This is a genomic window from Octadecabacter sp. B2R22, from assembly GCF_018861045.1.
Classification (GTDB): Bacteria; Pseudomonadota; Alphaproteobacteria; order Rhodobacterales; family Rhodobacteraceae; genus Octadecabacter.
Genome location: NZ_JAHKQJ010000002.1, coordinates 380,976 through 394,922, shown reverse-complemented (window position 1 = coordinate 394,922; position 13,947 = coordinate 380,976). Strand labels below are relative to the sequence as shown.

Here is a 13,947-nt window from a genome sequence, read left to right as displayed (position 1 = left end):
ACGGTGACATGTCGGATTTTGCGTTCACCCTAAGCGACGCTGACTTTGTCGCGCGATCAGATGGCACCCTGTGGTGGCCAAGCAAACGGTTGCTGTGCGTCTCTGATTTGCATCTGGGGAAATCCGAACGGATTGCGCGGCGCGGTGGCACGCTCTTGCCCCCTTATGAGACCCGCGAGACCCTTTGGCGACTAGACGCCGCGATAACGGCCACTGACCCGTCTTGCGTTATTTGTTTGGGTGACAGCTTTGATGATTTGACTGCGGCGGAAAACGTTTCTGACGACGCACGTAAAACGCTCACTCAGCTGCAAGCGGGTCGGGATTGGATATGGATCGAAGGCAACCATGATGCGGGGCCTGTGGACATTGGCGGCACCCATCGCGGAGAGGTCGTTGTAGACGGGATCACATTTCGCCACATAACCGACAAAGCGACGCGGGGCGAGATTTCGGGGCACTACCACCCCAAAGCAGGGCTTTCCGGTCTATCACAACGCGCTTGTTTTCTGTTGGACAAGACGAAACTGATCCTGCCCGCGTTCGGCGCTTATACGGGCGGGCTCTCAGTTCGAGATCCAGTTTTATCGGGGCTATTTGACCCGACAGGGCTGGCGATTTTGACCGGAAAAACAGCACTAGCTGTGCCGATCTCGGCTTGCCTCAAGCGCTGAGTTTTCCGGCATTCACAAGGTTGGACCGATATTTGGGCCCAACCGGAAGCTTCGAGCCGCACGGCAAATTCACATGCTCTCGCCCGTCATCGACCACGACCCCTTCAATCTGCGCAAGAGCGACCCAATGGGAGCGATGCACGCAAATCCCCGGCTCGACGTTGATGTCCGCGATCGCATCTCGGAACCTCATCAGCTCACGATATTCTTGATGGTCTGTCGTCTTGATCACGATGTGATGGTTGTCAGAACTGACCCGCTCTATACGCACACCTTGAGGGGCATTGATACGATCCAGTAACCGATCCCGTTCTATTGTTGGGCGTTTGAATTTCGGTTGGATGAGACGGCGTACGCCAATCGCTCCCACGCCAATTGTAAACGCAACGGTGCTAATGAAGACCCAGCTGATCTCACGCGCATCCCCAGCCCAAAGTATCCTATTGGTCAAAATCACGGCCGGCCCCATAAACGTCGACAACGATATGACGACCGCTATGTCCTCTAACCAAGCAGGGTTGTTTTTGATGATGAGCCGCCAGAAGATACGAAAGCAAATCGAAACGAATATCGAAACGGCTATAACCCCGCCCCAATAGCCAACCCGTTGCCCTAATGAGAGAGCCTCGAAGGTTCCAAAAGGGCCGGAAACCGAGACAACAACCGTCAACATCAGCCAGATGACCAGAAGCACCGGTGAAGCCACTTCTTTTACAGTCGCAACGACATCATTTTTTCGAAACTGCACCCAAAGTCCCCCCCAGAGACCCCAACACCACCGAGAATCAAACTCGGTTCATAGGAGGCTACACAAAGGACAGGTCGTGGGGAAGTCTTAGGCGGTCAAACCGACTGGTTCGGGCAAATTATTTGCGCGGCAACAAGCGGTTAGCGTGTTGGCCAGCAGGCAAGCGATTGTCATCGGCCCAACGCCACCCGGAACGGGTGTGATGGCGCCCGCTACGGCCGCACAGCTGTCATAATCAGCATCGCCAACCAATCTTGTTCCACCTTCGGGTTTTTCAATGCGGTTGATGCCCACATCGATCACAGTCGCACCAGGTTTGATCCAGTCGCCCTGCACCATTTGAGGGCGACCAACAGCGGCAACCACGATGTCGGCTTGACGCACGACCGCAGGCAAATCTTTGGTCCGAGAATGGGCAATGGTGACGGTACAGCTATCGCCCAGCAACAACTGCGCCATAGGTTTACCAACAATATTGGACCGACCAATCACAACCGCATTCATGCCGGACAGGCTGCCATGATGATCCCGCAGCATCATCAGAGATCCCAGTGGTGTGCACGGCACCATAGATTTTTGTCCGGTGCCCAAAAGGCCAACGTTTGAGATATGAAACCCGTCCACATCCTTTGCTGGGTCGATCGAATTGATCACCAAATCACTGTTAAGATGGCCCGGCAACGGCAGCTGCACCAGAATACCGTGGATCGTCGGGTCTTCATTGAGGCTGTTCACAACCGCGAGCAACTCAGCTTCCGATACAGTGGCATCAAGACGGTGCTCTACCGACTTCATGCCAACTTCGACTGTCATCTTGCCTTTGGATTTAACGTAAACTTGGCTCGCGGGGTCTTCGCCCACCAACACAACAGCCAATCCTGGCGTAATGCCGTGTTCGGATTTCAATTTGGCGACGTGATCACCTACTTGGCCGCGTACATTGGCTGCAAAGGCTTTGCCGTCGATTATTGTAGCTGTCATTTCAATCCCTCAATGTTATCCCGAATGGGAAGGTGGGCGGGGCGCCTTTGGCATCCGCCAAATAGCGACGTCCCACCTTTTACGTGTTAGAACAAGCCTTCAATTTGGCCATCATCGTTCAAGTGAATATTTTCCGCAGATGGCACCCGCGGCAACCCTGGCATCGTCATGATTTCACCGCACACAACGACAACGAATCCAGCACCCGCGCTCAAGCGCACTTCACGAACCGGAACCGAGAACCCCGTAGGAGCCCCACGCAAAGTCGGATCAGTCGAGAACGAATACTGGGTCTTTGCCATGCAAACCGGCAGATCGCCGTAACCCTGTTCTTCCCACAGCTTCAGCTGATCGCGGATCTTCTGATCCATCAGGGCTTCGTCAGCGCGGTAAATGCGCTTGCAGACAGTCTGAACCTTATCAGCCAAAGACATTTCATCACGGTAAAGCGGAGCGAACTGGCTGATGCCGCTGTCCGCAATTTCTGCAACGCGCGTCGCCAATGCTTCGGACCCTTTGGACCCATGTTCCCAGTGTTGGGACAAGATCGCTTCGGCCCCTTGTGTTGCAACATAATCCTTTACGGCCTGCACTTCGGCATCTGTGTCGGTCACGAAGTGGTTGATCGCTACCACAACAGGCACGCCAAATGATTTCAGGTTGCCGATGTGACGTCCAAGGTTGGCGCAACCATTCTCAACTGCGACAACGTTCTCGGCCCCCAGATCGCCTTTGGCGACACCACCGTTCATCTTCATCGCACGCACCGTCGCGACCAGCACTACGCAATCAGGGGAAAGTCCTGCTTTGCGGCATTTGATGTTCAGGAACTTTTCGGCACCAAGGTCAGCGCCAAAGCCCGCTTCCGTGACCACATAATCAGCCGTCTTCAGCGCGGTGGTCGTGGCAATAACCGAATTACAGCCATGGGCGATATTGGCGAACGGGCCGCCATGCACGAAGGCCGGATTGTTTTCCAGCGTCTGCACAAGGTTCGGCTGCATCGCGTCTTTCAGCAACACAGTCATCGCGCCGTCCGCCTTGATGTCGCGTGCAAAAACAGGGCTGCGGTCACGGCGATAGGCCACGATCATATCGCCCAATCGTTTTTCAAGGTCTTTCAAATCTTTGGACAGACACAGGATCGCCATCACTTCGGATGCCACTGTAATGTCAAAACCTGCTTCACGCGGGAACCCGTTGGCGACCCCACCCAAAGACGCCGTGATCTGACGCAACGCACGATCGTTCATGTCAACGACACGGCGCCATACAACGCGGCGTACGTCGATTTCCAGCTCGTTCCCCCAATAGATATGGTTGTCGATCATCGCGCTCAGCAGCGAATGCGCCGAGGTGATCGCGTGGAAATCACCCGTAAAGTGAAGGTTCATGTCTTCCATCGGAACGATCTGTGCGTAGCCGCCTCCCGCGGCGCCACCTTTCATCCCGAAGTTTGGCCCAAGCGAGGCTTCGCGAATACAAACCGCAGCCTTCTTGCCGATACGGTTCAGGCCATCCCCAAGACCCACCGTCGTCGTTGTCTTCCCCTCGCCTGCTGGCGTCGGGTTGATTGCAGTGACAAGGATCAGCTTACCGTTTTCATTTTTCTGGACGCCGTTGATAAAGGCTTGGCTGACCTTTGCTTTGTCGTGCCCATAAGGCAAAAGATCATCGCTCCCGATGCCAAGTTTCGCACCAATCTCTTGGATTGGCTTTTTGTTCGCTTCCCGTGCGATCTCGATATCGGTTTTATACGCCACTTCAACTTCTCCCTAATGAGCAAAATTGCCCGTCTTATTCCTGCGCCAGTAAGCACGTCGATACCCAAGCAGCCCAACGCAGTTACGACATTTTGGATACCGGAATCGTCGGGCTGGCGGTCACAGGAAAATTTATTCAGCAAAAAACCTTATGGGACAAATGAAATCGTGAAATTTTGGGATTTTTTTTCACGGCCGCATTTCAGTGGCCTTTATACCCTTCTGCGGGTGTAACTGGTTAAGGGGCCCAAACAGGTTGATCTGGGACGTGCAGCGTCAAGATATCACCAAGTGCGATACGGCCTTCAGCGGCGACCCAAGCCGTGACGCCGCGCCGGTTCTTTGCTGCGGGCTTGAACCCCTTAGCAAGGTCCCCATGATCCAGCACCAGTGATTTAGCTGGGAATTGGCAAGGACGATTTTCCATATCAACCGTCACAGTTGCCCCGCTCGCGGCCTGCAACCGTGACGACGGCGGCACATGGCTGAAATCAGGGATTCCCTTCACGACAATTGACGCCCCCATCCGAACCGGATCAACCGCATCAACACCCATTTCCTTGGCGATCTGATCAAGTTCTTCTTGGCTTACAATGCTGAGCTGGCGTTCGTTCTTGATCGGGGTGCCGCGCTCATACTGTGATTTCACGCGACTACAACTTGGTCGCGTAAGCCCCGCGTGAAATGCGCCTGCGACGCCCTCAAATGTCAGCTCAAGGTTTTCTCGGGCTGGGGCGGTCAACTCATCACGGTCGCCATTCATAACGGCCCCGAGCCAGACGATCTCCGCAGTGAAATGGGTGGGTTTTAACGCAGGCATGGCAGGTCTCCTTTAGGGAGGAGAGTGCCGCCAGTTACCGACGGGTTCAAGCGACCATCTGTGATATCTTGTATGATGCATCGAAATGAAAAACCCCGCAGGCGTGTTGGCCTGCGGGGTTTAGATCGTGTTTCTTATGTCGCTTCCGGTTCAAGGTCTGGATCGGGCGACTTTGGCTTGCGCGGCTTGGTCTTTGGAACCGCAGTCACCGAACTGCCTGATGTTGGCGGCACGTCTGTGCCATCATCACTGTCATCACTGGGCAATTCACCTGCCATCACGCGATTGATCTCAGCACCCGTCAGAGTTTCGTATTCCAGCAAACCTTGGGCCAGACGTTCGAACTCATCGTTCTTGTCTTTCAGGATGCTCAGCGCACGTTGGTAGCCTGCCTCGATGAAGTCTTTCACTTCTTCTTCGATCAACCCCTTGGTTTCGGCTGAGACCGAGAAACCACCCGTGCTGCCAGAGTATCCCTCATGGGCCTCGGCATAATCAATGTTGCCGACCTTATCAGACATGCCCCAACGCATGATCATCGCGCGGGCCAATTGGCTGGCCTGTTGAATGTCACCTGCAGGACCGTTGGAGACTTGGTCTTCACCGTATTTGATAACCTCAGCCGCTTTGCCAGCCATCGTCATCGCAAGACGTTGGTGGCACTCGTCGCGGAACATGTTGAGGCGATCCATTTCGGGCAAAGACATCACCATGCCCAACGCACCGCCACGTGGAATGATCGTCGCCTTATAGACCGGATCACATTTCGGTAGCGAGATGCCAACAATCGCGTGGCCCGCTTCGTGATAGGCCGTCATTTCTTTTTGTGCGTCGGTCATAATCATGGAGCGGCGCTCGGCCCCCATCATGATCTTATCCTTGGCGGATTCGAAATCAGCCATCGCTACGAAACGCCGACCAATACGGGCCGCGGTCAGTGCTGCTTCGTTCACAAGGTTCGCCAGATCGGCACCAGAAAATCCGGGGGAGCCACGGGCAATAATGCGCAGATCAACGTCAGGGCCAAGCGGCACTTTACGCGCATGCACGCCGAGAATTTTTTCACGGCCTTTGATGTCTGGGTTGCCGACAGTAACCTGACGGTCAAAACGGCCCGGGCGCAACAGGGCTGGGTCAAGCACGTCTTTACGGTTGGTGGCCGCGATGATGATGACGCCTTCGTTGGCTTCAAAACCATCCATCTCAACCAGCAGTTGGTTCAACGTCTGTTCGCGTTCGTCGTTACCGCCGCCCATGCCGACACCACGGGCACGGCCCACGGCGTCAATCTCGTCGATGAAGATGATGCAGGGCGCGTTTTTCTTGGCCTGCTCGAACATGTCACGCACACGGGATGCACCGACACCCACAAACATTTCCACGAAATCAGAACCGGAAATAGTAAAGAACGGCACACCCGCCTCGCCCGCGATGGCGCGTGCCAGCAGGGTTTTACCCGTTCCCGGAGGACCCACCAAAAGCGCGCCTTTAGGGATCTTGCCGCCGAGACGCGAAAATTTCTGCGGATTGCGCAGGAATTCTACGATTTCTTCGAGCTCTTCCTTGGCTTCATCAATGCCGGCGACATCATCAAACGTCACGCGACCTGCTTTTTCAGTCAGCATCTTGGCTTTGGATTTACCAAAACCCATAGCCCCGCCTTTACCGCCGCCTTGCATGCGGTTCATGAAATAGATCCAGACCCCGATCAGCAGCAGGAACGGAAGAAGACCCACAAGGAATGTTGCAACGCCAGATTGCTCTTGCGCCTCCGCAGACATGGGCACACCTTTTTCGATCAACAGGCTCGTGACTTCGGCATCTTCCGGAAGGATCACAACGTAAGTGCGACCGTCGGCGCCCCGATACGTCAGGTTTTCACCGTCAATACGCGCTTCGGCGACGGCGCCGGCATCAACTGCCTGCACAAACTCTGAATAGCTCTTCTCGTTGGTTTGCGTACTGCTTTGGGTGTTCCCAAAAAGGTTAAACAGCGAAATAACAAGAACGAATAGCACGACCCAAAAGGCCAGATTGCGTGCGTTGCCCAAGGCGACACTCCTTTAGAAAATCATTTGGCTCACAAATCCTAAGATTTAGTGAGCACTTGCCTAAGATAGACCCTTAGCTGCCGAGTTCAACGGGAAAGCAGTAAAGACGTGAAATCCGCGACAATGCGCGCGATAAATCCGTTATTGAGGCCCGCAACAGGGGCCGAAATAAGGGTTTCACCCTCAAATACGGCAGGACTAGCCATGAGAGATGCCCGAGGTAGCCCCGTTTCACGCCAATCAGGCACGTCCTTAATGTGTTCACCCAACGCACCGACGGTCAATTCCCCCATGTTAGGGGTCTCTGATTCCTCGCTCACAAGCCACCGCGCGTCCCACAAGAGGCCAAGCGTCCGATTGCGCCACTCAATCGTCGGTTCCGTCGCCTTAACCTCGCGCGCAAACCGCAAGGCACCTTCTTCTTTGCTAACAATACAGCCGCCAACCGTGTGACGGTCCTGCTTCGTCAAAGCCACGTCCAGATTGATCAACGCGCTTTCCCTTGGGGCATAGCCATTGCCATTGATGTATCGCACCGCCGCAAGCCGCAAGCGGCGTTCCACATCGGGGTGCACGGGCGGGCGTGGCCGGGATTGGATCAAAACATCGCCGCGATCCACAATGACCAGCCGCCGCGCCTCTTCGCATGTGTAGCCTTGAATTGCGCTTTTGGCAGACGCCAACGCCGCTGCTGTCGATTTCAAACTCTCGATATCAATGCCAAGCGGTTCAAGAGCCGCCAAAATCTGACGCGCTTTGGGACGGGTTTGCGTTAAATCTTCGTTGCTGGGGTCATCGACCCAAGACACATCATGACGCCGCAGGTAGTTCCGCAATTCTTCGCGGGTTTGTTGCCACAGAGGCCGTACAAATATCGAACGATGAAGGCTAAAGACAGGCGGCATCGCAGCCAGCCCATCCAGTCCCGCCTTGCGCCCTAAGCGCATCAGGAATGTTTCAGCCACATCATTGGCCGTATGCCCTAAAGCAATCGTTTCAGTGCCGTTGTCCCACGCCCAATCGGACAAAAGTTGATACCGCGCATCCCGCGCGGCGGCTTGCACGTTTCCGGTGGCCTTTGTGCCATCCCAGTTCAGAATACTGTGGGGAATTTGATGTTCTTCGCAAAACGCCCCGACAAAAGCCGCCTCGTCAGCGGCGGCGGCCCGCAATCCGTGATCCACAGTCGCCGCGATAACCGGAACACCCGTTTGCTCTGACCAGCGCATATAAAGATGCAGCAACGCCATCGAATCCCCGCCGCCGGACACGGCGATGGCGACCTTATCGGGCTGCTCTCCAATGAGGATCGTATCAATAAAATGCAGCAAAGCAGCATCTTCGCCCTGCGTCATCAACCAGTCTTGGTCTAACCGCACCCGAGCGTCGCCATCGCGTTTTGTGCTTCACCAACCTCTGGTGTTCCGGGGAAGCGCACGTTGACTTCGCCCAATGTAACGCAAGCATCTTGTGTCTGGCCCAAGGCCCCGAGCGTTACGCCCAGTTTCATCAATGCAGCGGGCGCTATGGACCCTTCGGGATTGCCCGAAAACGCTGAAAGATAGGCGCGGGCGGCATTGCTCGTCTCGCCCAAGTTCTCAAATGCTTGGCCACGCAGGAAATGCGCGTCAGCGGCTACTGGGCTACCGGGGTAATTCTCATTGAAGGACGCAAGGAGGTCAGCGGCGCCGCGAAAGTCACCGGAGGCGAGCGCCTCCTGCGCCCGCGTGAAATCCTCTTGCTCGGCCACGGCCAAAGACGGCGCATTCGTCACAGGCGTTTCAACGACGGGCGCAGTCGGCTCAACGTCTACGCCACCAAGGCTGGGTGTTTCACCAAGCGCACCGATGTCACAGCCTGCTTCAAGTTCGCACAGGCGGAATTCCAGATCGCCAATGCGATTGGTCCCATCGCGCGTCAGACGCGTGATGCGGAACTCTAGCTCTTCGGTTTTTGAGGTCAGACGTGTGAGTTCGGCCTCGATGGAGTTAAGACGGTCCAAAGGGGTCGCGCCCGCCGTGCCCTGCCCTGATTGGCCGGAAGCCACCAGTTCATTGCGCAATCCCGTCACATCAACATAAAGCGTTGTCAGCTCCGCACGGATGTCAGCCAATGTCTGATCTTGCGCAAAGGCCGCGCTGGACATCAGTCCGGCGGGTGCGGCCAGTGCCAAACACAAAGAAATCGTTCTCAGCATGTCTTCCCCCAAGAAGAGTTTAGCTACCTTGGCCGATCGAAATGATCGTCACGGCACGACGGTTCTGCGCATAACAGCTTTCGTCCGAACAAACAGCCAACGGGCGTTCTTTACCGTAAGATACGGTGCGGACGCGGCTGGAGGCCAGACCTTTCGAGATCAGGTATTCCCGCACAGCATTGGCGCGGCGTGCACCGAGCGCAAGGTTGTATTCACGTGTGCCCTGTTCGTCAGCGTGGCCTTCGATCACGGCAAGGTAGTCGGAATTTGTTGCCAACCATCCGGCCTGACCATCCAAGGTTGCACGGCCTTGGGCCGTCAGTGTGGATGTATCGACTTCAAACAACACACGGTCGCCGATGGTTTGGCTGAAATACTGTGGGCTGGCAGGGTTATTGGCCCCCGTCAGTGCTGTCTGGTCGATGCCTGTGTTCGCTGCGGCCATGTTCTGGGCGTTCAGATCAACGGCGTCCGCATTGTCGAAGCGGTCCGCGTTCGTACAAGCGCCAAGCGCAAGTGTCCCGACCAGTAGAATGGCTTTGGTAAGATGTGTCATGGGTCTGTCCCGTTTTTATTATATGCTCGTTTGGGGCTATCGTAACACGCCCGACTTGAATTGAGAATCGCGAATGCGTGATCTGCGAGTTTACTGCTGCAACGGCCCCCATGACGGGTCAGACCCGCCTTGCGGTGTTGTAACGCGACGCAAATTGCGGCCCGTGATATCAACCGAATAAAGCGCGGTCGTACCGTCTGCCCCTTGGGTTTCACGGGCAAACATGATGACGCGCCCGTTCGGAGCCCATGTCGGACCCTCGTCCAAGAATGACGACGTCAAAAGGCGCTCTTCGGTGCCATCCGTGCGCATTACGCCAATATGGAACCGTCCGGATTCTTGCTTGGTAAATGCAATCAAATCGCCGCGTGGGGACCAGACAGGTGTGCCATATCGCCCATTTCCAAAGGAAATTCGCTGCGGTTCACCGCCATTGGCGGACATGATGTAAAGTTGCTGGGTACCGGAACGATCGCTTTCAAACACGATCTGGCTGCCATCTGGGCTAAAGCTCGGCGCGGTTTCAATCGCGGGTGTGTTCGTCAAGCGTTGGTGCTGTCCCGTCGCCAAATCCGTGCGGAAGATGTCCGTGTTGCCGCCTTGGATCAGCGAATAGATCACCTGTCTCCCATCAAGGCTAAACCGAGGCGAAAACGCCATATCGCCTTCTGAGGTGGTCAATTGCTGGCGGGTTACAGATGCGACATTCAAGACATTAATGCGCGGAAAACCGCTTTCGTAGCTGGTATAAAGGATGCGATCGCCGTTCGGGCTGAACCGCGGGGCCAAAACGATTGCAGAGCTGTCGGTGAGGTACTGAACATTCGCGCCATCATAATCCATAATCGCAAGCCGTTTAGCGCGGTCATCTTTGGGGCCTGTTTCGGCAACAAACACAATGCGGCTGTCGAAATAACCTGCCTCACCCGTGATGCGGCTGTAGACCACATCGGCCACTTTATGCGCCATGCGACGCCAGCCGTCCGTGGTACCAACGAACTGCAGGCCCTCGCCCATTTCAGAACCCGAGAACACATCATAAAGGCGGAACTTAACCGTGATCTGCGATCCGTTAACCGCCACAGCGCCCGTCACCAAGGCCTGCGCATTGATCGCGCGCCAGTCGGCAAAAGCAACTGGCGTCCCAAAAACACCCGGCGTGGAGATAAACGCCGACGATGGGATTTGGCGGAACAGGCCCGTGCCGTTCAAATCTTCCGCAATCACGCGGCTGATATCGTTGGCCATCTGTTCTGATCCGGCGACCTCAGCTTGAAGGGTCGGGATCGCAAAGGGCAAGGCTTCTATCACGCCGTCCCGCAAGGTTAGCCGAAGCGGTTCTTGCGCCTGCGCCGAAGTGGTTGCGGACAATGCGATCATCATCGCAGCGAGGAAGGTCATAAATTTGGTCATCATGGCGCGTATACTCACTTAATTATCCCTCTTTTCAACGGGGAGTTTTTTGTTCGGCGGATCACTGCGACCCTCATTGTCTTACAATCTGGGTCGGATCGACGGTCATTGCGACGTGCTGCCACAACTCGAAGTGTTCGGCAGGCAGATCATACCCGTCCATCCCACAGCGAAGAACGGCACGACGGGCCGAGGCAAAGGCTGCTTGTGTCGCGGTCTCGCTTGCCGCGGACGCCTCGGTCATCACAAAGCTGTCAGGCAGGGGAACCCCTTCGCGGGTCAATTCAAAATTGATCTCTATTACCGGCCAAGGATCGTCCGCCTGCGTAATGTTCCAGCACTGCGATACATCGTGGATAAAACCAGTCATCCATGCCGGTCGGTCCTCGGCTGCAACACCGCCTGCCAAAAGGGCAAAACATATCGAAGCCACCCCCTTCATCGTTGACGCATCGCGGTTGGATCAACGGTCAGAACGACCCGTTGCCATTGGTCATATTGGTCTTGTGGCAAATCGTAACCACTGTCGCCCGTGCAGCGGATCAGGGCGCGGCGCGCCGCCTGAAAAGCCGCGTCTGCATCTGTTGCGTTGCCGCCGGAAAACCCGTCCAACTGGATAGATCCTGTGACGGGGCGGCCGTCTGGCGTCATGTCAAAGACCATATCGATGATCGTGTTCTGGGCACCTGTAGACAGCGCGCCCGTATTCCAGCAGCCGCCAACCTGACGCAAGAAGCCCGATTTATCACCATCCGAAAGCTGCCCACCCGACAAACCAGCCGTCGGCGTAGAAGACGGCGCAGGTTCCGCAGGTGTGCTGGTTTCTCCAGCCAAAGCAGCGGCCAATGCATCATCCACCGCCGTTTGATCTGCCTCTTGGGCCGCGGCAGCTACACTTGCAGGTCGTGACGGTGGGCGGCTGGAAATTTCGGGCGCGAAAGATGGCTCTTCAGCTTCAGTAACGATCTGATCGGCGGCAGCTTCTGGCGCTGTGGTCTCTTCCGCTGGCTCGGTTGTCTCTTCAACAGGTGCCTCGACCTGATCACTGGCCGCAGTCGTTTCCTCTGGTGCGACGGTCGCATCAGGTTCTGGAGGAGCAACGATTTCTGGCGCAACACGCGGTGCAGGACGCGGCACAGGGCGCAAGCTGCTGCCCAGTTCCGCCGATTGTGGTGGGGTGATAATCTGCGGCGTATCCGGAACGTCCGGCGGGGTGTCCGTCACGACGGTTTCCGGCACTGTCAAGTCTGGCGCTGCGGGCGGCGTTTCAACCGCTGGCGGTTCAACAGGTGCTGGGGCTTCTGGCACAACGGGGGGTGTTTCGACCTCTGGCGCTGGTGGCGTTTCGTCAACGGGGGGCTGTTCAATCGCGGCAGGTTCGCTTGGTGGCAATTCGGGCTGCGCACCTTGCGTCATCGCAGCGAAATCTTCGCCGGAGACTACGGACACTTCGGTGATCTCGAACGGCAACGGCTCAGAGGACATGCCCCAGCCGACAACCATCCATACGATTAGTGCCGTATGCCCGATGCCTGAAATATAGGTGCCAGCGCTCATTCGCGATTACCGCCCTAATTGCCTGAACCGCCGTCGAGCGTCGGCCCGCCGATATCCGTCACCAAGCCGATGTTGTTGAACCCTGCAGCATTCAGCGCCCCCATGACCTGAGCCACTTCGTTCCACGCATTCACGCCATCTGCCCGTAGGAAAATCTGGTCACTGTCACGTTCAGCCGCAATCCCGCGCAGACGGCTGACCAATTCAGCCCGCTCTACTTCGGTCTCTTGAATGAAAACACCACCGTCGGCGTTCAACGTAACTGTCAGCGGTTCTTCTTCTGGTGTCGGCAATGCATTGGCTGCTGTTTCTGGCGTGTTCACAGGAACGCCAACAACCGACAACGGGGCCGCCACCATGAAGATGATCAGCAATACCAACATGACGTCAACAAACGGCGTGACGTTGATTTCCGACATCGGCCGAGACCGACGGGATCGACGCCGCGCGCGGCGCCCGCCCCCGTCGTCTTTTTGAATAACACCCGCGCCCATGGCTCAGGAATCCAACTGACGGCTAAGGATCGTTGCAAACTCATCCGCAAACGCCTCGTAGCCATTGACGATGCTATCTGCATCCGCGCTGAGCTTGTTGTAAAAGATAACCGCAGGAATAGCCGCCAAAAGGCCAAGGCCGGTCGCCAACAAGGCCTCGGCGATGCCAGGTGCGACAACGGCGAGGTTGGTGTTTTGTTGTTCTGCGATCTCGATGAACGCGTTCATAATCCCGAACACGGTCCCGAGCAGCCCGATAAACGGAGCCGCCGACCCGACCGTCGCCAGAACGGTCAGCCCGCGCTGCAAGCTTGCGGTTTCCTTGGCAATCGCCACATCCATATTCCGGTCGATCCGTGCCGTAGCACCCGCGATCAATCCGCCGTCTTGGCGGTGAGACCTGCGCCACTCCAACATGCCAGACGCAAAAATCTTTTCGGACTGGCCCTTTGGCGTCGCACCGATTTGGTCGAACAGCTCATCCAGTGGATTGCCGGACCAGAAAGCGTCGTCAAAAACACGCGCTTCAGCGCGGGCCTTGCGATATTGAATATACTTGTCCACGATCACTTTCCACGACCATAGGGACGCGACGATAAGGATGATCATGACGATTTTTACGGTAATGGTCGCGCGGGCGAACAACGCCCACATCGTGAAATCTTCTACCATTTGATACTGCCTGCTCTGCGT

Annotated in this window: 14 protein-coding genes; 1 reads left to right on the top strand and 13 read right to left on the bottom strand. The window is 56.1% G+C overall.

Annotated features, from left to right (window positions below):
- The first annotated feature begins 8 nt into the window (after positions 1 to 8).
- Positions 9 to 674 (top strand): ligase-associated DNA damage response endonuclease PdeM, encoded by a 666-nt coding sequence (pdeM, locus tag KO486_RS02065; RefSeq protein ID WP_216035560.1) that lies wholly within the window; start codon positions 9 to 11, stop codon positions 672 to 674.
- Here pdeM and KO486_RS16570 read toward each other — a convergent pair.
- The 13 genes from KO486_RS16570 to tolQ form a co-directional block, all read right to left on the bottom strand.
- Positions 664 to 1,422 carry a LytTR family DNA-binding domain-containing protein gene (locus KO486_RS16570; RefSeq protein WP_216035559.1) on the bottom strand — a complete coding sequence of 253 codons (759 nt, stop codon included), beginning with the start codon at positions 1,420 to 1,422 and terminating at the stop codon, positions 664 to 666. The two genes, pdeM and KO486_RS16570, sit on opposite strands and share 11 nt — an antisense overlap.
- Before the next feature lie 87 nt (positions 1,423 to 1,509).
- Positions 1,510 to 2,403, bottom strand: a complete 894-nt coding sequence (folD, locus tag KO486_RS02055; RefSeq protein WP_216035558.1) for a bifunctional methylenetetrahydrofolate dehydrogenase/methenyltetrahydrofolate cyclohydrolase FolD — start codon at positions 2,401 to 2,403, stop codon at positions 1,510 to 1,512.
- An 86-nt stretch (positions 2,404 to 2,489) separates the two neighbouring features.
- On the bottom strand, positions 2,490 to 4,166 hold the full coding sequence (locus KO486_RS02050) for a formate--tetrahydrofolate ligase (RefSeq protein ID WP_216035557.1): 1,677 nt from the start codon (positions 4,164 to 4,166) through the stop codon (positions 2,490 to 2,492).
- 238 nt (positions 4,167 to 4,404) lie between these two features.
- Positions 4,405 to 4,986, bottom strand: coding sequence for an MOSC domain-containing protein (locus tag KO486_RS02045; RefSeq protein WP_216035556.1), 582 nt, complete (start codon positions 4,984 to 4,986; stop codon positions 4,405 to 4,407).
- Between the two features lie 134 nt (positions 4,987 to 5,120).
- Positions 5,121 to 7,037, bottom strand: coding sequence for an ATP-dependent zinc metalloprotease FtsH (gene ftsH / locus KO486_RS02040; RefSeq protein WP_216035555.1), 1,917 nt, complete (start codon positions 7,035 to 7,037; stop codon positions 5,121 to 5,123).
- An 86-nt stretch (positions 7,038 to 7,123) separates the two neighbouring features.
- A complete protein-coding gene (gene tilS / locus KO486_RS02035) occupies positions 7,124 to 8,416 on the bottom strand; it encodes a tRNA lysidine(34) synthetase TilS (RefSeq protein WP_216035554.1) in 1,293 nt (430 codons plus the stop codon).
- Positions 8,407 to 9,234, bottom strand: a complete 828-nt coding sequence (ybgF, locus tag KO486_RS02030; protein ID WP_216035553.1) for a tol-pal system protein YbgF — start codon at positions 9,232 to 9,234, stop codon at positions 8,407 to 8,409. Before ybgF ends, tilS begins: the two co-directional genes overlap by 10 nt.
- A gap of 19 nt (positions 9,235 to 9,253) precedes the next feature.
- On the bottom strand, positions 9,254 to 9,790 hold the full coding sequence (gene pal, locus KO486_RS02025; protein ID WP_216035552.1) for a peptidoglycan-associated lipoprotein Pal: 537 nt from the start codon (positions 9,788 to 9,790) through the stop codon (positions 9,254 to 9,256).
- Between the two features lie 90 nt (positions 9,791 to 9,880).
- Positions 9,881 to 11,203 (bottom strand): Tol-Pal system beta propeller repeat protein TolB, encoded by a 1,323-nt coding sequence (gene tolB / locus KO486_RS02020; RefSeq protein ID WP_216035648.1) that lies wholly within the window; start codon positions 11,201 to 11,203, stop codon positions 9,881 to 9,883.
- A gap of 73 nt (positions 11,204 to 11,276) precedes the next feature.
- Entirely contained in the window at positions 11,277 to 11,573 is a 297-nt protein-coding gene (locus KO486_RS02015; RefSeq protein ID WP_216035551.1) for a hypothetical protein, read from the bottom strand.
- Positions 11,574 to 11,641: 68 nt separating this feature from the next.
- Positions 11,642 to 12,760, bottom strand: a complete 1,119-nt coding sequence (locus tag KO486_RS02010) for a cell envelope biogenesis protein TolA (protein ID WP_216035550.1) — start codon at positions 12,758 to 12,760, stop codon at positions 11,642 to 11,644.
- 14 nt (positions 12,761 to 12,774) lie between these two features.
- Complete coding sequence (locus KO486_RS02005; RefSeq protein ID WP_216035549.1) at positions 12,775 to 13,254, bottom strand: ExbD/TolR family protein; 480 nt, start codon at positions 13,252 to 13,254, stop codon at positions 12,775 to 12,777.
- A 3-nt stretch (positions 13,255 to 13,257) separates the two neighbouring features.
- On the bottom strand, positions 13,258 to 13,926 hold the full coding sequence (gene tolQ, locus KO486_RS02000; RefSeq protein ID WP_235262298.1) for a protein TolQ: 669 nt from the start codon (positions 13,924 to 13,926) through the stop codon (positions 13,258 to 13,260).
- Positions 13,927 to 13,947: the final 21 nt, after the last annotated feature.

Excerpts from the sequence above, each read along its gene's own strand:
- pal (WP_216035552.1), bottom strand. The coding sequence starts at position 9,790 with ATGACACATCTTACCAAAGCCATTCTACTGGTCGGGACACTTGCGCTT.
- ybgF (WP_216035553.1), bottom strand. The coding sequence starts at position 9,234 with ATGCTGAGAACGATTTCTTTGTGTTTGGCACTGGCCGCACCCGCCGGA.
- tolB (WP_216035648.1), bottom strand. The coding sequence starts at position 11,203 with ATGACCAAATTTATGACCTTCCTCGCTGCGATGATGATCGCATTGTCC.
- KO486_RS02005 (WP_216035549.1), bottom strand. The coding sequence starts at position 13,254 with ATGGGCGCGGGTGTTATTCAAAAAGACGACGGGGGCGGGCGCCGCGCG.
- folD (WP_216035558.1), bottom strand. The coding sequence starts at position 2,403 with ATGACAGCTACAATAATCGACGGCAAAGCCTTTGCAGCCAATGTACGC.
- KO486_RS02015 (WP_216035551.1), bottom strand. The coding sequence starts at position 11,573 with ATGACTGGTTTTATCCACGATGTATCGCAGTGCTGGAACATTACGCAG.
- pdeM (WP_216035560.1), top strand. The coding sequence starts at position 9 with ATGTCGGATTTTGCGTTCACCCTAAGCGACGCTGACTTTGTCGCGCGA.
- KO486_RS02045 (WP_216035556.1), bottom strand. The coding sequence starts at position 4,986 with ATGCCTGCGTTAAAACCCACCCATTTCACTGCGGAGATCGTCTGGCTC.
- tolQ (WP_235262298.1), bottom strand. The coding sequence starts at position 13,926 with ATGGTAGAAGATTTCACGATGTGGGCGTTGTTCGCCCGCGCGACCATT.
- KO486_RS02010 (WP_216035550.1), bottom strand. The coding sequence starts at position 12,760 with ATGAGCGCTGGCACCTATATTTCAGGCATCGGGCATACGGCACTAATC.